General features: G+C 72.1%; 20 protein-coding genes. 10 read left to right on the top strand and 10 right to left on the bottom strand.

What is annotated here, in order from left to right; all coding sequences use genetic code 11:
* The first annotated feature begins 189 nt into the window (after window positions 1–189).
* The 6 genes from ACW62_RS31530 to ACW62_RS31505 all read left to right on the top strand — a co-directional run bounded on the left by ACW62_RS31530 (window position 190) and on the right by ACW62_RS31505 (window position 6816).
* Window positions 190–1626, top strand: coding sequence for an ABC transporter substrate-binding protein (locus tag ACW62_RS31530; RefSeq protein WP_083460394.1), 1437 nt, complete (start codon window positions 190–192; stop codon window positions 1624–1626).
* Window positions 1623–2591: a carbohydrate ABC transporter permease gene (locus tag ACW62_RS31525; RefSeq protein WP_053208099.1), complete on the top strand. Its 969-nt coding sequence runs from the start codon at window positions 1623–1625 to the stop codon at window positions 2589–2591. Before ACW62_RS31530 ends, ACW62_RS31525 begins: the two co-directional genes overlap by 4 nt.
* Entirely contained in the window at window positions 2581–3462 is an 882-nt protein-coding gene (locus ACW62_RS31520) for a carbohydrate ABC transporter permease (protein WP_053208098.1), read from the top strand. Before ACW62_RS31525 ends, ACW62_RS31520 begins: the two co-directional genes overlap by 11 nt.
* Before the next feature lie 10 nt (window positions 3463–3472).
* On the top strand, window positions 3473–4591 hold the full coding sequence (locus ACW62_RS31515; RefSeq protein WP_053208097.1) for a glycoside hydrolase family 172 protein: 1119 nt from the start codon (window positions 3473–3475) through the stop codon (window positions 4589–4591).
* Between the two features lie 53 nt (window positions 4592–4644).
* A complete protein-coding gene (locus ACW62_RS31510) occupies window positions 4645–5646 on the top strand; it encodes a LacI family DNA-binding transcriptional regulator (protein ID WP_053208096.1) in 1002 nt (333 codons plus the stop codon).
* A 90-nt stretch (window positions 5647–5736) separates the two neighbouring features.
* Complete coding sequence (locus ACW62_RS31505) at window positions 5737–6816, top strand: DUF4185 domain-containing protein (RefSeq protein WP_205629731.1); 1080 nt, start codon at window positions 5737–5739, stop codon at window positions 6814–6816.
* 13 nt (window positions 6817–6829) lie between these two features.
* Here the strand turns inward: ACW62_RS31505 and ACW62_RS31500 are convergent, their stop codons facing one another.
* From ACW62_RS31500 to ACW62_RS31460, 10 genes are all read right to left on the bottom strand, one after another.
* Window positions 6830–8629, bottom strand: coding sequence for a hypothetical protein (locus ACW62_RS31500; RefSeq protein WP_157575119.1), 1800 nt, complete (start codon window positions 8627–8629; stop codon window positions 6830–6832).
* 89 nt (window positions 8630–8718) lie between these two features.
* The gene (locus ACW62_RS31495) at window positions 8719–9936 is read right to left on the bottom strand and encodes an NADP-dependent isocitrate dehydrogenase (protein WP_053208094.1); all 1218 of its coding nucleotides are present in this window, start codon (window positions 9934–9936) and stop codon (window positions 8719–8721) included.
* A gap of 57 nt (window positions 9937–9993) precedes the next feature.
* Window positions 9994–10980, bottom strand: a complete 987-nt coding sequence (locus ACW62_RS31490) for a malate dehydrogenase (RefSeq protein WP_053208093.1) — start codon at window positions 10978–10980, stop codon at window positions 9994–9996.
* A 40-nt stretch (window positions 10981–11020) separates the two neighbouring features.
* Window positions 11021–11374 (bottom strand): DUF3017 domain-containing protein, encoded by a 354-nt coding sequence (locus ACW62_RS31485; RefSeq protein WP_205629730.1) that lies wholly within the window; start codon window positions 11372–11374, stop codon window positions 11021–11023.
* Window positions 11371–12498: a citrate/2-methylcitrate synthase gene (locus ACW62_RS31480; protein ID WP_053208092.1), complete on the bottom strand. Its 1128-nt coding sequence runs from the start codon at window positions 12496–12498 to the stop codon at window positions 11371–11373. The genes ACW62_RS31485 and ACW62_RS31480 overlap by 4 nt, the downstream gene beginning before the upstream one ends.
* A 73-nt stretch (window positions 12499–12571) precedes the next feature.
* Window positions 12572–13441 carry a bifunctional methylenetetrahydrofolate dehydrogenase/methenyltetrahydrofolate cyclohydrolase gene (locus tag ACW62_RS31475; protein WP_053208091.1) on the bottom strand — a complete coding sequence of 290 codons (870 nt, stop codon included), beginning with the start codon at window positions 13439–13441 and terminating at the stop codon, window positions 12572–12574.
* Window positions 13442–13484: 43 nt separating this feature from the next.
* On the bottom strand, window positions 13485–13658 hold the full coding sequence (locus ACW62_RS33565) for a DUF5302 domain-containing protein (RefSeq protein ID WP_205629729.1): 174 nt from the start codon (window positions 13656–13658) through the stop codon (window positions 13485–13487).
* A 140-nt stretch (window positions 13659–13798) separates the two neighbouring features.
* Entirely contained in the window at window positions 13799–15361 is a 1563-nt protein-coding gene (gene purH / locus ACW62_RS31470) for a bifunctional phosphoribosylaminoimidazolecarboxamide formyltransferase/IMP cyclohydrolase (protein WP_053208090.1), read from the bottom strand.
* Window positions 15358–15963: a phosphoribosylglycinamide formyltransferase gene (gene purN, locus ACW62_RS31465; protein ID WP_053208089.1), complete on the bottom strand. Its 606-nt coding sequence runs from the start codon at window positions 15961–15963 to the stop codon at window positions 15358–15360. The genes purH and purN overlap by 4 nt, the downstream gene beginning before the upstream one ends.
* Before the next feature lie 123 nt (window positions 15964–16086).
* Window positions 16087–17463: a cell division protein PerM gene (locus ACW62_RS31460; RefSeq protein WP_053208088.1), complete on the bottom strand. Its 1377-nt coding sequence runs from the start codon at window positions 17461–17463 to the stop codon at window positions 16087–16089.
* Between the two features lie 191 nt (window positions 17464–17654).
* Here ACW62_RS31460 and ACW62_RS31455 point away from each other — a divergent pair, with 191 nt between their 5' ends.
* The 4 genes from ACW62_RS31455 to ACW62_RS31440 are packed head-to-tail and all read left to right on the top strand — an operon-like array spanning window position 17655 to window position 21564.
* Window positions 17655–18128 carry a sigma factor-like helix-turn-helix DNA-binding protein gene (locus ACW62_RS31455; protein WP_053208087.1) on the top strand — a complete coding sequence of 158 codons (474 nt, stop codon included), beginning with the start codon at window positions 17655–17657 and terminating at the stop codon, window positions 18126–18128.
* On the top strand, window positions 18121–19548 hold the full coding sequence (locus ACW62_RS31450; protein ID WP_157575118.1) for a hypothetical protein: 1428 nt from the start codon (window positions 18121–18123) through the stop codon (window positions 19546–19548). Before ACW62_RS31455 ends, ACW62_RS31450 begins: the two co-directional genes overlap by 8 nt.
* Window positions 19549–19552: 4 nt before the next feature.
* Window positions 19553–20071 (top strand): SigE family RNA polymerase sigma factor, encoded by a 519-nt coding sequence (locus ACW62_RS31445; protein WP_053208085.1) that lies wholly within the window; start codon window positions 19553–19555, stop codon window positions 20069–20071.
* Window positions 20068–21564, top strand: a complete 1497-nt coding sequence (locus ACW62_RS31440; protein ID WP_053208084.1) for a hypothetical protein — start codon at window positions 20068–20070, stop codon at window positions 21562–21564. The genes ACW62_RS31445 and ACW62_RS31440 overlap by 4 nt, the downstream gene beginning before the upstream one ends.
* The last annotated feature ends 226 nt before the right edge of the window (window positions 21565–21790 follow it).

The following is a 21790-nucleotide window of genomic DNA, read 5'->3' as shown; positions in this document are numbered from 1 at the left end:
CGTGTCCACCAGCAGAAATCGATTGCCCACACGCTAGGCGAGGGCGCTCCGGACTGTCAACGGCGCGCAACCGCCGCAACCGGTCGTGTCCTGCCATTTCGGCGTTCAACCTGACCAGAGTGTTGACCGCTCCATTGCGCAGGGTTAACCTCGGCGTCACAGCAAGCAATCGATTGCTGAGGAGCGGACATGGCAGCGTCCCCCGGCCACCCACCCGGTCACCCACCCGGCCGCCGATCCGGGCTCCCGCCCGGTCCCGGATCCGGCCCCACCCCCACCTCGGTCCACGCCGAGCGCCCGTCCCGACGGCGCTTCCTCGGCCTCTCCGCCGCGCTGACCGGGGCGGTCGCCGCTCCCGGCCTGCTCGGCGCGTGCGGCGGCACGAGCACCGCCTCGGGCTCGGGCCCCCTGCAGTTCTGGAACTTCTACGCGCCCGCGCCGAACGAGGACCCCGCCCTGCTGGCGCGGGCCGGCTGGATGCACGACACCGTCGACCGCTGGAACGCCGAGAACGAGCAGCAGATCGAGCTCGTCTACGCACCGGTCCTCGGCAGCGAGAAGCTGGCCACCGCGTTCTCCGCGGGCGAGGGCCCGGACATCTTCCTGATCAGCCCCGGCGACATCGCCCGCTACCTGAACGGGAACGTGCTGGCCGAGATCACCCCGCACCTGACGCCGGAGGCGGTGGACGACTTCTTCGCCGACAACCTGGCCACCCGCATGATCGGCGACAAGGTCTACGCGCTGCCGATGGAGATCGAGCCGCTCGCGCTCTTCTACAGCCGGCCGGCGTTCGAGGCGGCCGGGCTGTCCGAGGGCGACCTCCCGGCCACCTGGGACGACCTCATCGCCGTCAGCGACCGGCTGGTGTCGGCCGGCCAGGGCGGGCTGGTGTTCCCGACCGCGCAGGACTACTACCAGAACTTCGTCTGGTACCCGTGGATGTGGCAGGGCAGCGGCGAGGTCATCGCCGGCGGCGGGCGGAGCGGCTTCGACTCCGACGGCGCCGTCGGAGCGCTGCGGCTGTGGAAGGAGACCGTCGATCTCGGCCTCACCCCGCGGGTGCCGCCAGCCTCCAACGACATCGTCGTCTCCTTCTCCGAGGGCTACGCGTCGGTCTGGCAGTCGGGCATCTGGTCGATCCAGGACTTCGAACGCAAGGCGCCGGACTTCGACTACGGCGTCGTCCCGCTGCCCGTCCCCGACGGCGGCGAGCCGGCCACCGTGCTGGGCGGCTGGGCGTTCGCCGCCAACGCCATGGGCCGCAACCCCGACGAGGCGGCCCGGTTCTGCGCCTGGGCACTGGGGTCGACGGACGACGACGGCGTCGCGCGGGTGGCCGACTGGTGCATCGACGCCAAGCGCGACATCTCGCCGCGCCGGTCCAGCCTCGAGTACGGCAGCCAGGCCGGCGGCTACGACAACGAGCACATGCGGCTGTTCCGCGACGAGATCTTCCCGTCCGGACGCGGCGAGCCGCGCTACCCGCCGGTGATCTACAAGGCGGTGTCCGACGCCATCCAGTCCTGCCAGCTGGCCGGGGGCGACCCGGAGGACCAGGCCGCCACCGCGGCCCAGGCCATCGACGCCTACCTCACCACCTACGAGGGGGTGGAACTCGCATGAGCACCTCCGCCACGAGCGCCGCGCCGGACCGGACCTCCGCCGCCCGGCACGGCCCGACGACCAGCCCGCGCGGCGCACGTTCCGACCGGGCCCGCCGCGAACGCCGGGCCGCCTACCTGTTCATGGCGCCCAACCTCATCGGGCTGACCGTGTTCGTCGCGATCCCGATGCTGCTCTCGATCGTGCTGGCGTTCTTCCGCGTCGACGGGTTCGGCGGCTACGACTTCGTCGGGTTCGCCAACTTCCAGCGGATGTTCTCCGACCCGTACTTCCTGTCCAGCCTCGGCCGCACGCTGCTCTACCTGGTGGTGCTGGTGCCGGGCCTGTTCCTCTCCGGCCTGGGCCTCGCCCTGCTGGTGCGGCACCGGTTCCCGCTGGTGGGGCTGTTCCGCACCGCGCTGTTCGCGCCCAACGTCGTCAGCCTCGTGGTCGTCGCGTTGATCTGGCAGTTCCTGCTGACCGACGACGTCGGCTTCATCGCCCGGCTGCTGGATCGCGTCGGACTGACCGCGCCGTCGTGGCTGGGCGACCCCGCGTTCGCGCTGCCCACGGTCATGATCATCACGATCTGGTTCTCGATGGGCTACTACATGCTGATCTTCCTGGCCGGACTGCAGGACATCCCGCGGGAGTACTACGAGGTGGCCAGCATCGACGGCGCCGGGCCGTGGACGACGTTCCGCAACGTCACCTGGCCGCTGCTGAAGCCGACCAGCTTCTTCATCCTGCTGACGTCGACGATCGCGGTGATGACCGGCGGCCTGGACCTGCTGGTGATCCTGACCGGCGGCGGCCCGGCCAACTCGACCACGCTGATCATCTACTACGTGTACCAGCAGGCGTTCGTCTACGGCGAGTTCGGCTACGCCGCCGCGATCTCGTCCTTCCTCGTGCTGATCCTGCTGGCGTGGTCGGCGCTGCTGTTCGCCCTGACCAAGGGAGGCCGATTCAGCCATGCCCAGTGAGACCGCCACCCTGTCCCGTCCCGCCACCCGTCCGACGGCGTCGCCCGGCCGGCGGATGTCCTGGCGGCGCCGCCGGTCGGCCACCTTGTTCGTCGTGGTCGGGGTCATCACCATCCTGACGGTGTTCCCGCTGGTGTGGATGTTGACCAGCTCGTTCAAGGGCCCCGACGAGGTGCTCAGCACCGACCTGCTGCCGTCGGCGCCCACCGTCGACAACTTCGACTACGTGTTCTCCGCCGCGCCGTTCGGCCGGTACCTGTTCAACAGCTTCGTGGTGTCGGCGACCGTCACCGTGGTGGCGCTGTTCTTCCACTCGATGGCCGCGTACGCCCTGGCCCGGCTGCGTTTCCCGGGGCGCGACGCGATCTTCCTGGGGATCTTCTCGACGCTGCTGGTGACCGCGCCGGTGGTGCTGGTGCCGCTGTTCCTCGTGGTGCACCGGCTGGGGCTGCTGAACAGCTACGCCGGGCTGATCCTGCCGGCCATCTTCAGCGCGTTCGGTATCTTCCTGCTCCGGCAGTTCTACCTGGCCATACCCGCCGAGCTGGAGGAGGCGGCCGTGCTGGACGGCTGCGGCTACTGGCGCATCTACTGGTCCATCATCCTGCCTCTGAGTCGCTCCATCTTCGCCGCGCTCGCGGTGCTGTTCTTCCTGGCCAACTGGAACGCGTTCCTGTGGCCGCTGGTCGCGACGACGGACGCGGACCTGCAGGTGGTGCAGCTGGGCATCGCCAGCTTCCAGGAGCAGAACACCGTCGACTGGCAGTACGTCCTGGCCGCGGCCACGGTGGCGGCGGTGCCGACCCTGCTGGCGTTCGCGATCTTCCAACGCCGCATCGTGGAGTCCATCAAGACCTCCGGAATGAAATGACCCCCGCTTGATGACAGAAGGAGTTGCCCCCGTGCTCGACGACCCGACCGGCCTGCAGTCCCTGGCCCGCCGCTCGTCCCGCGTCAGCCGCTCGATCAGTGCCGAGAACCCCACCGGCGAGAAGGGCCGCGGCGCCATGGCCACTGACGGCACCGGCGCTCAGGCGGCCGGCGCCCTCGGCCAGGGCTGGAAGATCTCCCCCAGCATCCGCATCGCGCCCGGCGAGACCGCCGTGCTGGGCGAGATCGACGGGCCCGGCGTCATCACGCACGTCTGGTGCACCACCGCGCCGCACCGCGCGTGGCGCAGCACCGTGCTGCGGATGTACTGGGACGGCGCCCAGGCCCCGGCGGTCGAGGTGCCGCTGGGCGACTTCTTCTGCCAGGGCTGGAACACCTTCAGCCAGGTGTCGTCGCAGACCGTGGCGGTGAACCCGAACGGCGGCTTCAACGCCTACTGGCCGATGCCGTTCCGCACCGCCGCCCTCGTGACGCTGGAGAACGTCTCGGCCGAGGACGTCATCCTCTACTACCAGCTCGACTACGAGCTGGGCGACATCGCCGGCAACGCCGCCTACCTGCACGCGCAGTGGCGGCGCAGCCACCCGGTGCCGCGGGGCGAGGTGCACACCGTCCTCGACGGCGTCGAGGGCGCCGGGCACTACGTCGGCACCTACCTGGCGTGGGGCGTCAACGACCCCGGCTGGTGGGGCGAGGGCGAGCTGAAGTTCTACCTCGACGGCGACGACGAGTTCCCCACCATCTGCGGCACCGGCACCGAGGACTACTTCGGCGGCGCCTGGAACTTCGACGTCCCCGGGCAGGGCTACACCACGTTCACCACGCCGTACCTCGGCCTGCACCAGGTGCTGCGGCCGGACGGGCTCTACGTCAGCCAGCAGCGCTTCGGCATGTACCGCTGGCACGTCCTGGACCCGGTCCGGTTCGGAGCGGACCTGCGGGTCACCGTCCAGAGCCTCGGCATCGGCCCGGGCCACCACAACGGGCTGCCGCACCGGTACCGGCCCACCAGCGACGACATCGCCTCGACCGCGTTGTTCTACCTCGACGCGCCGACGCTGGCCCGGCGTCCGCCGGCGCCGGACCTGATGGCCATGGAGGTGGACTGACACCCGGCGGAAAACGCGCGGAAATCGATTCCACCGTCCACTAGGATCAATGCGTGGTGACCATCTACGACGTCGCGCGGCATGCGGGCGTCTCCGCGGCCACGGTGTCCCGGGTGCTCAACGGGCACACCCAGGTCGACCCCGCGCTCGCGGAGCGGGTCACGTCGTCCGTCGCCGAGCTGGGCTATCGGCGCAACGCCGTGGCCCGCAACCTGCGCCGCAGCCGCACCACGCTGTGGGCGGTGATCATCTCCGACGTCGAGAACCCGTTCTTCACCGCCATGGTCCGCGGCGTCGAGGACATCGCGCTGGCCGCCGGGTACTCGGTCGTGCTCTGCAACAGCGACGAGAACCCGGAGAAGGAGTCCAACTACATCGCCGCCGCGCTCACCGAGCAGATGGCCGGCGTCATCATCTCGCCGTCCTCCAACCGCGTCGACGACGTCAAGCTGCTGCTCGACGCCGGCTGCCCGGTCGTCGTCATCGACCGCGAGCTGCAGGGGCCGCGCACCGACACCGTCCTCGTCGACAACGAGCACGGCGCCGAGCTGGCCACCACGCACCTCGTCGAACAGGGCTACCGGCGCATCGCCTGCATCGGCGGGCCGCGCTGGCTGAGCACCGCCACGTCACGGCACGACGGCTACAAGCGGGCGCTCGCGGCCGCCGGCCTGCCGCTCGACCCCGCACTGGTGCGGTTCGCCGACTTCCGCGAGCGCGGCGGCTACGAGGCCATGGCGTCGCTGCTCGACGACGCCGCCGAGCCCGACGCGCTGTTCGCGGCGAACAACCTCATGACGGTCGGGGCGCTGGAGTGCCTGGTGCAGCGGCGGCAGGCCATCCCGTCCGACATCGCCGTCGTCGGGTTCGACTCCATCCCGTGGGCCGACCTCATCCGGCCCACGCTGACGACGGTGGCGCAGCCGGCGTACGAGGTCGGCCGGCAGGCGGGCCAGTTGCTCACCCGGCGGCTGGCCAAGCCCGACGCCGAGGTCACCCGCATCGTCCTGCCCACCGAACTGCAGGTGCGGGCCAGCTCGATCCGGCCGGCCTGACGGCCGTCCCCGGCCCCTTGACCCCTCAGCGGCGGCACTTCTAGGCTAGAAATCGATTTCCTGATCTCCGCCGACATCGTGGGAGACCTCGTGCGACTGCTGCCACCGACCGCCGCCGGCGCGAGCCTGCTGCTCGTCGCCGCCCTCACCTCCTCCTCCGCCGCCGAGCCCGAGCCGGGCGTCACCGTCGCACCGGGCGAGCCGGTCGCCGTGCTGACGGGCGCGGGCTCGATCAACGCGACCGACCTGCGCTACCAGGTGCACGGCACCGACCTCGGGATCATGTGGGACGACGGCGACGGCAACGTGCTGATGGCCTTCGGCGACACCTACGGCGCGGGCTGGGGCGGCAACGGCGCCGGGCCACGCGAGGCCGACTGGCGATGCAACGTGCTGGCGGTGTCGTCGGACCGCGACCTCGGCGACGGCATGACGTTCGACACGATGGTGCAGGACCGGCCCGGGGACGCCGGCCAGCTGCTGGACTGCCTGCAGCAGAACGAGGTCGAGGAGACGGTCATCCCGACCGCCGGCATCGCCGTCGGCGGCCGCAGCTTCATCCACTACATGTCGGTGCACCATTGGGGCCCGGCCGGCAGCTGGTTCACCAACCACTCCGGCATCGCCTGGTCCGACGACGGCGGCACGACGTGGACGAAGGACCCGGACGCCGTCTGGCCGAACACGCCGGCGTGGGACAGCGACTTCCAAATGACGGCGTTCGCCCGTCACGGCGGCCACGTCTACCTGTTCGGCACGCCCAACGGCCGCTGGGGCGACGCCCATCTCGCCCGGGTGCCGTCGGGCCGGGTGCTGGACAAGGACGCCTACCGGTACTGGGACGGCTCCGGCTGGTCCCGCTCGGAGGCCGCCGCCGCGCCCGTCACCGACGGCCCCATCGGCGAGCTGTCGGTGCAGTACAACGAGTACACCGGCCGCTGGCTGATGACCTACCTCGACGAGTCGCGGGCCCAGATCGTGCTGCGCGACGCGCCCCGGCCGACCGGCCCCTGGGGTGACGAGCAGGTGCTCGCCGACGGCGCCGATTATCCGGCGCTGTACGGCGGGTTCCTGCACCCGTGGTCCAGCGGCCCGGATCTCTACTTCGCGCTCACCCAGTGGGGCCCGTACAACGTGACGCTGATGCGCTCGACACTCACCCGCGACTGACGACGCCGGCTCGTCACCGGCTGCGGGCCTTGAACGCCGCCTTGCGCGCCGCCTTGGCCGCCTGCTTGTCCGTAGCCAGCCGCGACAGCGCGTCGAGCACGTCGGCGGCACGCGGATGGCCGCTGTGCATCAGGTCGTCGTACAGCCGGGCCGCGTCGACCGCGGACAGCGCCGGCAGGATCTCCCGCAGCGCCTCGACCTCCTCACCGAGCTCATCGAGCGTCGGGGCGAGCTGGTCCGCCAGCAGCCACGCGCGATCGGGGCCGGACAGTGGCCTTGGGCCGCTGTCCCCCTGCTGCTCGTGCCAGGCCGCCGCGTAGCGCCACCACGGCGTATCGGCGAGCTCGTCCACCGCGGGGGCGGCGGGCTCGCCGATGCGCGTCAGCAGGTCGAACACGGCCGGCCGGAGCCACGGCTGCACCACGCCGATCGCCTCGGCCAACTCACCCGCCAGCGCCGCGTGGTCGGCGCCGTCGAGCCACAGCGCGATCTCGGACGCCGCGTCGTCGTCGGCGAGCCGCGACAGGCTCGTCAGCCTGGTGATCGGGTCGGCCCCGGTGAGATCGCCCACGCTGGGAGCGTCCCAGCCGAACGAGGCGTACAGGGCGTTCAGCCTCCACACCGCCAGGGGCGTCAGCCGCATGACGTCGCCGTCGGTGCGCACCGCGCCGAGCCGCTCCAGCCGGCCCAGCCCGTCGTCGAGGGCGCCGGCCACCTCGGTGCGCGGGTCGAGGTCCGGCAGGGTGAAGATCGGGTGCCCGGCGATCTTCTCGGCATGGCTCTCGACGATGCGCTCCCGCGAGACGGCGCCGTCGACGTAGGCGGTGAACAGCATGGCGGGGAGGTCGGCATGGACGTCGGCATGGTAGGTCATCGTCGCCTGGTCGCCCTCGACCAGACCCGCGAGGACGGCGTCGAACAGCTCGCCCCAGGCGGAGAGCATCGCGTCGTCGTCGCCGGACTGCCAGTTGTCCATCGCCTCGCCCGGGTAGGCCCGGCTGGCGGTGAGGCGGACGAAGCCCGACGAGGCCGCGTAGGCCCACAGCTCGTCGAGATCGACAAGTTCCGCGCTGCTGCGAAGGACGGCGAACTCCTCCCGCCGCGCCAGCTCGCCGGGATCGACGAGGCCGAGGTCGACCGCCGCCTGCCTGCCGTCCTTGACCCGGAGCGCGCCCGTGGTGGTGACCTCGCGTCGGTCACCGAGCCAGCGCACGAGTGCGAGAACGTCGGCGAGCAGTGGCGCCGAGCGCGCGGCGCCGGCCAGCTCGTCGCTGGGTGCCAGCCGCACGGCCGGCAACGGCACCGGCGGCTCGGCGGGCGCCTCGGTGCCGAGGATGCGGTCGCGCTCCTCGACCGGCAGTGCGTTGAAGCGGGCCGTGAGCTCGTCGAGCGCGGCTTGGTCCGGTAGGCCCTCCGCGCCCATGGCGGACAGCAGCCGCTTGCCGATGCCCCACCGCTCGGGATCGCTCACCGCCTCGGCGAACAGCGCCAGCGCGTCTTCCGCCTCCGCCCTGAGCCGCCGGATCGCATAGGGCCGCTTCCGGTCGGCCAGGAACTCGACGAAGACCGGGACCGTTCGGATCAGCGCATCATTCCACTCCCGGTCAGCGACGACCTTGCGCGGGATGATGTCGGTCAGGATCTCGGTCAGCTCGCCGGCCCGCCACGACGCCGGGTCCGTGGAGTCGAAGTAGTTCGCCTTGGCCTCGAGGATCGTCTCGACGACGTCGGGTTCGACCGGTACCTCTGGACGGCTGCCCTCCGCCCAGGCGGCGAACTCGGCTACGACCTCGCGACGCGTGCTCTCGCTCACGGCCATACCGTACTCCGGGCGTCCTCCTGACCGACGACGCCGTGCGGCCGGGCCAAGGATCGACCGGGCCGCACGGCGAAGCGAGGTGCTCAGATCAGGCGCTTGGCGAGGTTCTCGTCGAGCGCGCCGAGGAAGTCCTCGGTGGTCTTCCACTCCTGGTCGGGACCGACCAGCAGCGCGAGGTCCTTCGTCATGACGCCGGACTCGACGGTCTTGACGATGACGTCCTCGAGGGTCTTGGCGAAGCCGGTGACCTCGGGGGTGTTGTCGAGCTTGCCGCGGTGCTTGAGGCCGCCGGTCCACGCGTAGATCGAGGCGATCGGGTTGGTGGAGGTCGGCTTGCCGGCCTGGTGCTGGCGGTAGTGCCGGGTGACGGTGCCGTGCGCGGCCTCGGCCTCGACCGTCCGGCCGTCGGGGGTCATGAGCACCGACGTCATGAGGCCGAGCGAGCCGAAGCCCTGCGCGACGGTGTCGGACTGGACGTCGCCGTCGTAGTTCTTGCAGGCCCAGACGTAGCCGCCCTCCCACTTCATCGCGGCCGCGACCATGTCGTCGATGAGCCGGTGCTCGTAGGTGAGGCCGGCCTTCTCGAACTCGGCCTTGAACTCGGCGTCGAAGATCTCCTGGAAGATGTCCTTGAAGGCGCCGTCGTACGCCTTGAGGATGGTGTTCTTCGTCGACATGTAGACCGGGTAGTTGCGCTGCAGGCCGTACGAGAACGAGGCCCGGGCGAAGTCCTCGATGGACTTGTTGAAGTTGTACATGCCCATGGCCACGCCACCGTCGTCGCCGTAGTTGGCGACCACGTGCTGGATCGGCTCGGAGCCGTCGGCCGGGGTGAACGTCATGGTCAGCTCGCCGGCGCCGGGCACCTTGAAGTTGGTGGCCTTGTACTGGTCGCCGTGGGCGTGACGGCCGATGATGATCGGCTTGGTCCAGCCCGGCACCAGCCGCGGGATGTTGGAGATGATGATCGGCTCGCGGAACACCACGCCGCCGAGGATGTTGCGGATCGTGCCGTTGGGCGAGACCCACATCTTCTTCAGGCCGAACTCCTCGACCCGCGCCTCGTCCGGCGTGATGGTGGCGCACTTGACGCCGACGCCGTGCTCCTTGATGGCGTTGGCGGCGTCGATGGTGACCTGGTCGTCGGTGGCGTCGCGGTGTTCGATGCCGAGGTCGTAGTAGCGCAGGTCGATGTCGAGGTACGGGTGGATCAGGCGGTCCTTGATGAACGCCCAGATGATCCGTGTCATCTCGTCGCCATCGAGCTCGACGACGGGCCCGGCTACCTTGATCTTCGCCATGATGTCAGCAACTCCCGGAAGATGATATTTGTCTCGACGTCAAGATAACAGACGGGATCAGATCAGTCCCAGCGCGGCCACGGCGTCGCGCTCCTCGGTCAGCTCCTGTACCGACGCGTCGATGCGCTGCCGCGAGAAGTCGCTGATCTCGAGGCCCTGGACGATCTCCCAGGCGCCGCCGCGCGAGACCACCGGGAACGACGAGATCAGGCCCTCGGGCACGCCGTACGAGCCGTCCGACACGATGGCCGCCGACGTCCACGCGCCCTCGTCGGTGCCGTTGACCCAGTCGTAGACGTGGTCGATGGCCGCGTTGGCCGCCGACGCCGCCGACGACGCGCCGCGCGCCTCGATGATGGCGGCGCCGCGCTTGGCCACCGTCGGGATGAAGTCGTCGGTCAGCCACGCCTCGTCGACCAGCTCGGCCGCCGGCTTCCCGGCGACCTCGGCGTGGAAGATGTCGGGGTACTGGGTGGCCGAGTGGTTGCCCCAGATGGTCAGCTTCGCAATGTCGGCGACCCCGACGCCCAGCTTCGCCGACAGCTGCGAGAGCGCGCGGTTGTGGTCGAGGCGCGTCATGGCGGTGAAGCGGTCGGCCGGGACGTCCGGCGCGTGCGACTGCGCGATCAGCGCGTTGGTGTTGGCCGGGTTCCCGACCACGAGCACGCGGACGTCGGACGCCGCGCCGGCGTTGATCGCCTCGCCCTGCGGCTTGAAGATGCCGCCGTTGGCCTCGAGCAGGTCGCCGCGCTCCATGCCCTTCGTCCGCGGCCGCGCCCCCACCAGCAGGGCGACGTTGACGCCGTCGAACGCCTGGCGCGGGTCGTCGTAGATGTCGATGCCGGACAGCAGCGGGAAGGCGCAGTCGTCCAGCTCCATGGCGGTGCCCTCGGCCGCCTTCACCGCCGGCGGGATCTCCAGCAGCTTCAGCCGCACCGGGGTGTCGGCGCCCAGCAGCTGGCCCGACGCCACCCGGAACAGCAGGGCGTAGCCGATCTGACCGGCCGCGCCGGTGACGGTGACGTTGACGGGCGCCTGGGCCATGGTGATTCTCTCCTCGGTGAGCTGCGACGGAACGGTGGTGTCAGGACGGGGGCGGGACGATGAGCGACGCGATCAGGGTCCCCGCCCCCAGGAACCCCAGCGTCAGCAGGTCGATGGCGCGCGAGCGCACCTTGAGCAGGCCGGCGACGCCGCTGGGCAGCACCGCCCGCAGAATGGCCGCGAGGCAGACGCCGCCGGCGATGATGAACGTGCCGCGGCGGAAGTGGTTGTCGGCCACGATGAACGTGCCGATGGCGATGACGGTCAGCACCAGCAGCATCGGCCATTGCCGGAACACCGCGCGCAGCCAGCTCGCGGGCATCAGCCGCCGCTCGGCGGCCTGGGCCCAGCGGCTGCTGGCCGCCGCGCGATGAGTACCGGAGCGTGTGTTCACCGCTTGGAGATCTCCACCCACTGCTGGTCGTGCGGCCCGGTGTAGTCGCTGTCGGGCCGGATGAGGCGGTTGTCCTCATGCTGCTCGATGACGTGCGCCGTCCAGCCGCTCATCCGCGAGATCGCGAAGACCGGCGTGAACAGGTCGGTCGGGATGCCCAGCGCGTGGTAGACGCTGGCGGCGAAGAAGTCGACGTTCGGGAACAGGCCCTTCTCGTCGAGCACCGTCTGCTCCATGCGGCGGGAGAACTCGTAGTAGCGGCGGTTGCCGGTGAGGTCGGCCAGCTCCTCGCTCATCTTGCGCAGGTGCGTGGCGCGCGGGTCCTCGGTCTTGTAGACCCGGTGGCCGAACCCCATGATCTTGCGCCCCGCGCCCAGCTCGTCGCGGACGAACTGGTCGACGGCGTCCTCGTCGCCGTCGATGGACGTCAGCGTCTTCATGACCGCCTCGTTCGCGCCGCCGTGCAGCGGGCCGCGCAGCGCGCCCATGGCGCCGGTGATGGCCGAGTGCATGTCGGAGAGCGTGGCGGCGATGACCCGCGCGGTGAACGTCGACGCGTTCATCGTGTGGTCGGCGTGCAGCACCAGGCACTCGTCGAAGATCTCCGCGGCCCGCGGCGCCGGCCGCTCGCCGGTGATCTGCAGCAGGAAGTTGCCGGCGATGCCCAGCTCGGGGTCGGCGTCGGGCACCTCGCGGCCGGACCGCTGCGCCTCGTACGACGCCACCAGCACCGGCAGCTGCGCGACCAGCCGGGTCGCCTTGCGGCGGTCGGCGTCGATGGACGCGTCCTCGGCGTCGGGATCGTCGATGGCCAGCGACGACACCAGCGTGCGCAGCGCCTCCATCGGCGTGCCGCTGCCGACGACGTACGGCAGCAGCGTGGCCGCCACCGAGCCGTACCGGCGGCCGTCCGCCAGCTCGGCCGTCAACCCGTCGAGCTCGGCCTGCGTGGGCAGCGTGCCCCGCTGCAGCAGGTGGACGCACTCCTCGAAGGAGATGCGCCCCGCGATGTCGTGGATGTCGTAACCGCGGTACCAGAGCCGACCCTCTCGCCCGTCGATGTCGGAGATCGACGTGGACGCGGCCACGACGTCGGCGAGGCCGCGCGGAGACTTCTCGGCCATGAAATGAGTCCTCTCGAAGGAAAGAACGAACCGGCGTGAGGCCGCCGATCCGCTCGCCGGGCGTGGGTCCGGCCTACGCGGGGACGGCGGCCTCGGCCGCCTCCACGACGTTGGCCAACAGCATTGCACGAGTCATGGGGCCGATGCCGCCGGGCATCGGCGCGACGTACCCGGCGACCTCGCGCACCTCGGGCGCGACGTCGCCGGTGTAGCGGCCCTTGCCGTCGGGGCCGACGACGCGGGTGATGCCGACGTCGAGGACGGCCGCCCCGGGCTTCACCATGTCGGCGGTGAGCAGCCCCGGCACGCCGGCCGCGGCGATGACGATGTCGGCGCGCCGCACGGTGCCGGCGAGGTCGCGAGTGCCGGTGTGGCAGATCGTGACGGTGGCGTTCTCGCTGCGACGCGAGAACAGCAGGCCCATCGGGCGGCCCGCGGTGACGCCGCGTCCGACGACCACCAGCTCGGCGCCGTCGGTAGCGACGTCGTAGCGGCGCAGCAGCTCGAGGCAGCCGCGCGGGGTGCAGGGGAGCGGCGCCGGCTGCATGAGCACCAGCTTGCCGAGGTTCTGCGGGTGCAACCCATCGGCGTCCTTGACAGGGTCGATGGCCGACAGCACCCGCTCCTCGTCCAGGCCCTTCGGCAGTGGCAGTTGGACGATGAAGCCGTGGCAGGCGGGATCGTCGTTGAGCTGGGCGACGGCCGCCTCGACCTCGGCCTGGGTGGCCGTGGCGGGCAGCTCGACCTGCAGGGACTCGATGCCGACCTCGGCGCAGTCGCGGTGCTTGCCGGCGACGTACGCGTGGCTGCCGGGGTCGTCGCCGACCAGCACCGTGGCCAGCCCCGCGACGATGCCCCGCTCGCCCAGGGCCTTGACCCGGGCGGTGAGCTCGGAACGGATGGTGGCCGCCGTGTTCTTGCCGTCGAGAATCTTCGCGCTCACGTATCTGATTCTCGCACGGACCGAACCGGCGGCCGACCGGTGCTCAGCCGCTCTTGCGGCGGAACATCCGCTGGGTCTTCGCCGCGTCCTCGTGCGACGGGCCGGTGCCGGACACCTGGTCGTCCGGGTGCTCGTGATCGGCGGTCTTCTTCCGCTCCAAAGCCTCGCGCATCTTGGCCTTGAGATCGTCGTTACCGCCGGACTTCTTGGCTGCCATGCTCGTCACCCTACCCCGCGCACCTCGGCGGGCATCGGCGGTTTCGGCCGAGTACGCACCCCGCCCGGCTGGGAGGGAGTCCCACCCTACGGGCGGGCACCGACAGACTCGCGCGCGACTGTCGCGCCCCGCCGGGCCGGTCAGTGGAAGAAGTGCCGGGTGCCGGTGAAGTACATGGTCACGCCGGCCGCACGGGCGGCCGCCACGACCTCCTCGTCGCGCACCGAGCCGCCCGGCTGGACGACGGCGCGTACGCCGGCCTCGGTGAGCACCTGCAGGCCGTCAGCGAAGGGGAAGAACGCGTCGGAGGCGCCGACGGAGCCGGCGGCGCGGTCGCCGGCACGGGTCACCGCGAGCCGGGCGGAGTCGACGCGGTTGACCTGGCCCATGCCGACGCCGACCGCGGCACCGCCGCTGGCCAGCAGGATCGCGTTGCTCTTGACCGAGCGCACGGCCCGCCAGGCGAACGCGAGGTCCGCCAACGTCGCGTCGTCCACCGGCGAACCGGCGGCCAGCGTCCACGTCGCGGGGTCGTCGCCGGGCGCGTCGACGCGGTCGGCCTGCTGCATGAGCAGCCCGCCGGAGATCGCCCGGGTCTCGGCCGGGCCCGTGGCGGCGCCCGCGACCCGCAGCAGCCGCACGTTCTTCTTCTGCGTCAGCAGTTCCAGCGCGCCGGGCTCGAAGTCGGGCGCGACGACGACCTCGGTGAAGATGGTCGCGATCAGCTCCGCCGCCTCGGCGGTCACCGGCCGGTTCGCCGCGATGACGCCGCCGTACGCCGACACCGGGTCGGTCGCGTTGGCCTTACGGTGCGCGTCGGCGATGTCGCCGCCGACGGCGATGCCGCACGGGTTCGCGTGCTTGATGATCGCGACGGCCGGCTCGGCGAAGTCGTGCGCGGAGCGCCAGGCGGCGTCGGCGTCGACGTAGTTGTTGTACGACATCTCCTTGCCGTGCAGCTGCTCCGCGCCGGCCAGCCCGGGCGCGCCGAAGCCGCTGCGGTAGAGCGCCGCGGCCTGGTGCGGGTTCTCGCCGTACCGGAGGACGGCGCTGCGCTCCCACGTGCCGCCGACCCATTCCGGGAAGACGGTGCCATCGGCCGGCGGCGCGACGACGCTGCCCAGCCAGGACGCGACGTGCACGTCGTACGTCGCGGTGTGGGTGAACGCCTGCAGGGCCAGCCGCTGCCGCTCGCCCAGCGTGAACCCGCCCGCCTCGACGGCGGCCAGCACCTCGCCGTAGCGGGCGGGGTCGACGACGACGGCGACGTTGGCGTGGTTCTTCGCCGCGCCGCGGACCATCGACGGGCCGCCGATGTCGATCTGCTCGATCACGTCGTCCGGTCCGGCGCCGGACGCGACCGTCTGCGCGAACGGGTACAGGTTGCTCACCAGCAGCTGGAACGGCTCGATGCCGAGCTCGTCGAGCTGGGTGCGGTGGCTCTCCAGGCGGACGTCGGCGAGCAGGCCGGCGTGCACGTTCGGGTGCAGCGTCTTGACCCGGCCGTCGAGGCACTCGGGGAAACCGGTCAGCTCCTCGACGGCGGTCACCGGCACGCCCGCGGCGGCGATGCGGGCCGCCGTCGACCCCGTCGAGACGATCGCGACGCCGGCCGTGTGCAGGCCGCGGGCCAGCTCTTCCAGCCCCGTCTTGTCGTAGACGCTGATCAGCGCGCGCCGGATCGGCGTACGGGCCTCGCTCACGGGATGGTGACCTTTCTCTCGGTGATGGTCCAGCCCTCCCGGGCCAGCCGGCCGATGTACTCGACCAGTTGGGCGCGCTCGGCGACCTTGATGCGCTCGGTGAGGGTGTCCTCGGTGTCGTCATCGTGCACCGGGACGGCGACCTGCGCGACGATCGGGCCGGTGTCGACACCTTCGTCGACGAAGAACAGGGTGGCGCCGGTGACCTTGACGCCGTACGCGAGCGCGTCGCGGGGGCCGTGGATGCCCGGGAACGACGGCAGCAGCGCGTTGTGGGTGTTGAGGTAGCGGTCGCCGAACCGGCTCAGGAAGGCCGGCCCGACCAGCTTGAGGAAGCCCGCCGACACGATGAGGTCGGGGGCGTGCTCAGCGGTCCGCTCGGCCAGCGTGCGGTCCCAGTCGGCGCGCTCCGGGTGGTCCTTCACCCGCTCGACGAACGCCGGTACGCCGGCCTCGGCGGCGAGGTCGAGCGCGCGGATACCGTCGCGGTCGGCGCCGACGGCCACCACCGTCGCACCGTAGGAAGGGTCGGCGCACGCGTCGAGCAGGGCGGCGAGGTTGCTGCCGGTACCCGAGACCAGCACCACGATCCGGCAGGTCACCCGGCGACAATACCGTCGGCCCGCCGCCCGCCCGGCCCACGCCCCACCCCCAGCCGAGTTGATCTTGGAGTAAACGCTGGATGCGGACCGATTCGTCCGGTTGATCCCGCCGGCACTCCAAGATCAACTTTCGGTGAGTGACGGAGGGGGTGGCGGGGTGTCGTCGCCGGCGTCGTCGGCCTCGGTTTCCGGGTCGGCGTCCTCCGGCGGGTCCTCGTGGTCCGTCGCCGCGTCGTCGTCGGCGTCGTCGGTGGTCTCGGCGGCGGGGGCGCGGCGGAACCGCAGGACCAGGACGGCGACCACGGCGGGCACCGTGACGAGGCCGAACGTCGCCGCCGCGACCTCCCACGGCACCGGGCCGAGCGCCGTCAGCCGCTCCGCGCCGGCCGACCCGCCGGACAGCAGCGCCAGCACGGCCATCGCGACCGCCGCGATCACGCCGGCTCCGGCCGCCACGCCGAGCGCCGGGACCAGCGCCACGCCGCCGTCACCGTCCTCGCCGTCCTCGTCGAAGTCGAGGTCGAGGTCCGAGCCCGGGACCGGGCCGAGCCGCCGGTGCACCATCAGCCCGGCCAGCAGGCCCGCCAGCACCGGTCCGGCGACCACCAGCCAGGTGAGCGAGCCGGGCACATCCGACGGCAGCGCGCCGAACACGGGGACCGCGGGCACCAGGCCGAGCGTGACCCCGTCCGGCGCCACCGAGGTCGCCGTCCCGACCGCGAAGCCGGGTCCGAGCGCGAACGCCGCGGACCACACCACCAGGTTCGGCACCAGCAGCGCGCTGCCCACGATCAGCAGCGTCGCGCCGAGCGGGCCGGCGTTCAGGGCGGTGGCGAGGTCCCCGATGCGGCCGGTGTGCGCGACGAGGCTGACCCCCAGCAGCGCCGCACCCACACCGACCAGCCCCGCCACCGCCACGCCCGCGCCGGCCAGTGCCGCGCGCATCAGAGGTGGCACCCGCCACCACCAGTCGGCCAGCAGTCCGGATTCGTGCGCCACCCCGGTCGTCACGGCGGCGCCGGACCACAGCGCCGCCCACAGCACCGCCTCGAACGGGTCGCCCGCGATACCGGGGGTGCTCGACAGCGCCGCGACGATCCCGGCGCCCGCGACGTACGTCACCACGGCCGGCACGACGACGGCGACGGCGCCGCGCGTCGTCGCCACCCCGGCCGAGTGCGCCGCCCACCGGGCGGACCGGTGCAGCAGCAGCACGAACAGCAGCGTGAGGCCGAGTGGGGCCAGCGTGAACGACCCGTCACCCACGTCGAGCCCGGCGTGGTGCGCCGTCAGCCAGGCCCGGGCGGCGAACCGCAGCGGCCCGCCCAGCGGGCCGACCGCGCCCTCGGCGATCCACACCGCCACGCCCGGCAACACGCACAGCGCGAACCCGGCCAGCAGCGCCCACGCCGTCGCCACGATGGCCGCCAGCCACGGGACCCGCGACCCCCACGCCGGCTCATCGCGCCGGAGCAGCGGTCGGGTCAGCAGGTCGGCCACGTCCCCATCGTCACCGGAAAAGGCACGCGAATCGGCGGCACCACGCCGGTCATGCCCTGATCAGCTGCTATTTCGATGATCGGAATACGAGGAAACGCGCCCGATCACCGAATAAGTCGTGCAACCGTGGAGCGCACTCACGGGTCCTCCTGGGTGTAAGCGGAGAGCGATGGGCACAGGGGAGGTTCGGCATGCGCGAGCCCGCGGACTTCGACGCGTTCTACGGCGCCACGAGCCGGCGCGTGCTGCATCAGCTCTACGCGCTGACCGGAGACCTCGGCCGGGCCCGCGACTGCACCCAGGAGGCGTACGCGCGGGCCTGGCGTCACTGGCCCGCCGTCACCGCCGCCACCAGCCCGGAAGCCTGGGTCCGCGGCACCGCGTGGCGGCTGGCGTCGGGACGGTGGCGACGCGGCGGACGGCGGACGACGGCGCCACCGGGCGGCGGGTCCGCGGACCTCGTCGCGGCGCTGCTCCAGCTGCCCGAGAAACAGCGCTACGCGATCGTCGTCCGGCACCTCGCCGGTGCGGCCGTCGCCGACATCGCGGCCGAGACCGGAACGTCCATCGCGACCGTCGAGAACCGTCTCGCGAAGGCGCATGCCACCCTCACTCGCCTTCTCCCCGGCGACATCGCCGCACTCACCGGAGGCCACCGTGTCTGACAGCAACGACGACAGCCTTTCCCGGCGCTTGTCGTCGCTCGAATCGGACCTAGGGGGCGTATCGCTGCCCGGTCCAGCCGCCGCGCGGCGCCGTGCCGCGCAGCGGACCCGCAACCAGGTCACCGGCGGGGTGCTGGCCGGCGTGGCGGCGGTGGCGCTGGGTGTGTTCGCGGTCAGCCCGCCCGACTTCGTCGCGTCGCCGGACCCGGCGGGGCCGCCCACCGACTCCTCCTCCCCGACGACCGTCCCCACGACAGCGTCGCCGCCGCCGACCACCCCGCCGCCGACGACGCCCACCTCCGATCCGACCAACGGCGAGAGCCCGGACGACGGCGGTGGCCAGAACGGCGGGTCCGGCTCGCTGGTCGTGCCGCCCGGCGCGCTGATCGACCTCGAGTACCTGATCCGCGGCCAGGAGTCCCCGTCCGACTGGGTCGAGGTCCCGGCCGGCGACAGCTGGCTGCCGTGCATGCCGGCGGCCAGCGCGGACGCGGCGGCCGTGGCGTTCCAGGTCGAGGACTACTACCGGGTCGAGCACATCGTCGAACCGGCCGGACCGGACGCCGAGGCGCGGCTCGCGGAACTGCGCGACGGCATCACCTCGTGCGCCGAGGGCGGCGACCACAGCCTCCTCCAGGAGTGGCAGGTCACCGGCGTCGGCGACGAGACCTACCTGCTGGCCTGGCAGGGACCGCCGGACACCGAGGACACCACGACCTACGTGGAGGCGACCCTGACCCGCGCCGGCGGCTTCGTCGAGATCGTCGTCAGGGGCGGCGCCGGCCAGGACTACAACGGCATCCCGGCGACGGATGACGCGGTCGAGGCGGCCAGCCGGCTGTGCGCGGTCGCGGACACCGAGTGCCCGTCGGAGCCGCAGCGTGAGCAGCTCTACCCGGAGCCGGTCGGCGACCTGCCCGGCTGGCTGGCCGTCGACGACCTCGTCGAGGCGGGCCTGACCACGCTCACCAAGGGCGGCGAGGTGGCCGAGTCCGCCGAGATCGTCGACTACGGCTTCGTCGGCCTGATGCGCGACCCGGTCGCCGACGGCGCCGAATCGCTCGAGCAGCGGGACTACTCCGATCCTGAGGACATCGGCGGCTCGCAGCTCACGCAGTTCCGGGCCACGTTCCCGGACGCCGCGGCCGCCCGTGCCCACTACGACGCGCTGGCGGCGGAGGCCGAGCAGCCCACCCAGGACGGCGACGTCGTGGAGAACACCGGCACGGTCAGTGGCGACGGCTACGACGGCACCAGCTGGCGGCTGACGAACACCGAGTTCGGGACGTCCTGGCTCTACGGCGCCGCGGTCAGCGGGAACGTCGTCACCGTCGCCATCTACGGTCTCATCGGCGACGAGCTCACCCCCGATCAGATGCGGCAGCTGATCGACCTCGCCGCACAGCGGATCGGGGGGTGACGAGATGGCCGCCGACACCACCGACTTCGACGAGTTCTACAACGCCACCCATCGCCGCGTCCTCCACCAGATGTACGCGATGACCGGCAACCTCGCCGACGCGCAGGAGTGCACCCAGGAGGCGTACGCCCGAGCCTGGCAGCGGTGGAAGACGGTCAGCCAGGCCAACAGCCCGGAGGCCTGGATCCGCACCGTCGCCTGGCGCATCGCCGCCAGCCGCTGGCGCAAGGCGAAGAACGGCGTCACGGCGCTGGTCAAGCACGGTGCGCCGGACCACACGCCGTCACCCGGCCCGGACCACGTCGCGCTGGTCGCGGCGCTCAAGCAGATCCCGGAGAGCCAGCGGCAGGCGGTCGTCCTGCACCACCTGGTCGGGATGAGCGTCGACGACATCGCGGCCGAGACGGGCACGCCGTCGGGGACGATCAAGGCGCGCCTGTCGCGGGGGCGGGCGGCGCTGGCACAGCTGCTCACCGACAGCGGCGACGCCGCGGGGCTACCGGCGGCAGGTGAGGCGTCGTGACGACCGACCCGGACGACGAGCTGCGCCGCCGGCTCGCGGGTATGTCCGCCGACCTCGACGGCGTCTCGCTGCCGGGCCCGTCGGCGGCTCGCGAACGCGGCGCGCGGCGGACCCGGCACCAGGTCACCGGCGGTGTGCTGGCCGGGGTGGCGGCGGTCGCGGCCGGCGTGCTCGTCTTCAACCCCGCCGGCCTCGGCACGACGCCCGAACCGGCTCCACCGGCCAGCCTGTCGACGCTGACCACGGAGGCGCCGACGACGGCCGCGGCCGGGCTGGGCGACGCGCTGCTCACCTCCGACGACGTCGCCGCCGCCACGCAGACGGACGGGTGGGAGCGGCAGGACGAGCGGCTGGCCGGACTCTCCTGCGACCCCGGCGACGAGCTGACCCGCATCAGCGCCATCACCGAGCGCGCCGAGGTCAGCTTTGCGGCGCCCGACGGCCTCGCGGTGCGCCAGGACCTCGCCCGGTTCGGCGCCGACCCGTCGCTGGACGGCCTCTGGACCGAGCTGCGGTCCTGCCTGCCCGACCGCGGCGCCGAGGACCTGCCGGTGGTCACCGACGAGTACCAGCTCGACGGCGTCGGCGACGAGGGCATGCTGCTCCGCTACTACACCGACCCGTCCGTGCCCGGTAGCGAGGCGGTGACGATCGCGCTGGTCCGCTACCAGGACGCCGTCAGCGTCACGGCGCGCGTCGAGCCGCAGGAGAACACCGCCGGCGGCGAGATCGACACCGCCCTGCCGGTGGCCGCGGCGGAACGGATGTGCTCCGCCGTGTTCGGCACCTCGTGCGTGAGCGACCCGGCCCTGGCCGACCTCACCGGCAGCGGCGTCGGGGCCGGCCCGGGTCCCAGCACCGGCCCGACCGGCGACCCCACGGAGGAGCCGACCGGCGACGCGTCCAGCGATCCGCCGGCCGATGACCCGACGACGCCGGAGTACGGCCCGCACGAGCTCGCCGACGACCCGTTCCTCACCGACGCCGACGTCGCCGCGGTCGGGACCGCCACCGGGTTCGTCCGGCGGCCGGAGATGGACATCGACTTCGCCGCGGCGCCGTGCCTGCAGGACCCGATGGACTACGGCGCGATCACCGTCTCCGCGCTCGGCTACAACCACGACCTCGACGCCTCGCTCTACGAGTGGGTCGGGTTGATGCCCGACGCCGACTCGGCGTTCCGGACGGTCGCCGCGCACACCTCGCTGCCGGACGTGTGCGGCGAGGTGGGCGCGGATCGCGAGCAGACGGTGGGCGAGCCGGTCGCCGTCGACGTGGCCGGCGCCGACGACGCCGTCGCCTGGACCGTCGAGAGCGTGCCGACCGCGGACAACCCGGGTTCGGAGACCTCGTTCGCCGGCGTCGGCATCGCCAGCGTCGGCAACATCGTCGTCGCGGTCGGTTTCGGCGCCATGGACGACCCGTCCGGCGGCGACTGGCCCGGCGTCGCGGAGGGGCTGCTGGCCTCCGCTCTGGAGCGGGCGGTGGGTTAGGGGGTGTCCCCCGGGTCTCGGCCGTAGCGAGCGGCGTCCAGGTGGATGCCTCGCAAGGCCGAGGAGGGAGTCATAGCGGGGTTCTATGAGGACTGACGAGAACGCAGCGAGGCGCCGCCTGGGCGTCGCGCAGTAGGCCATGGACCCGGGAGACACCCCCTAACCTCGATGTTTCGTCTGGCCTGCGTGGCCGGGGATCGGTCACGGTGTGTTGGTGGCTCGGAGT

The organism is Jiangella muralis, from assembly GCF_001270745.1.
Lineage (GTDB): Bacteria > Actinomycetota > Actinomycetes > Jiangellales > Jiangellaceae > Jiangella > Jiangella muralis.
The sequence above is the reverse complement of the archived record's forward strand: the minus strand, read 5'-3'. Positions and strand labels throughout refer to the sequence as shown.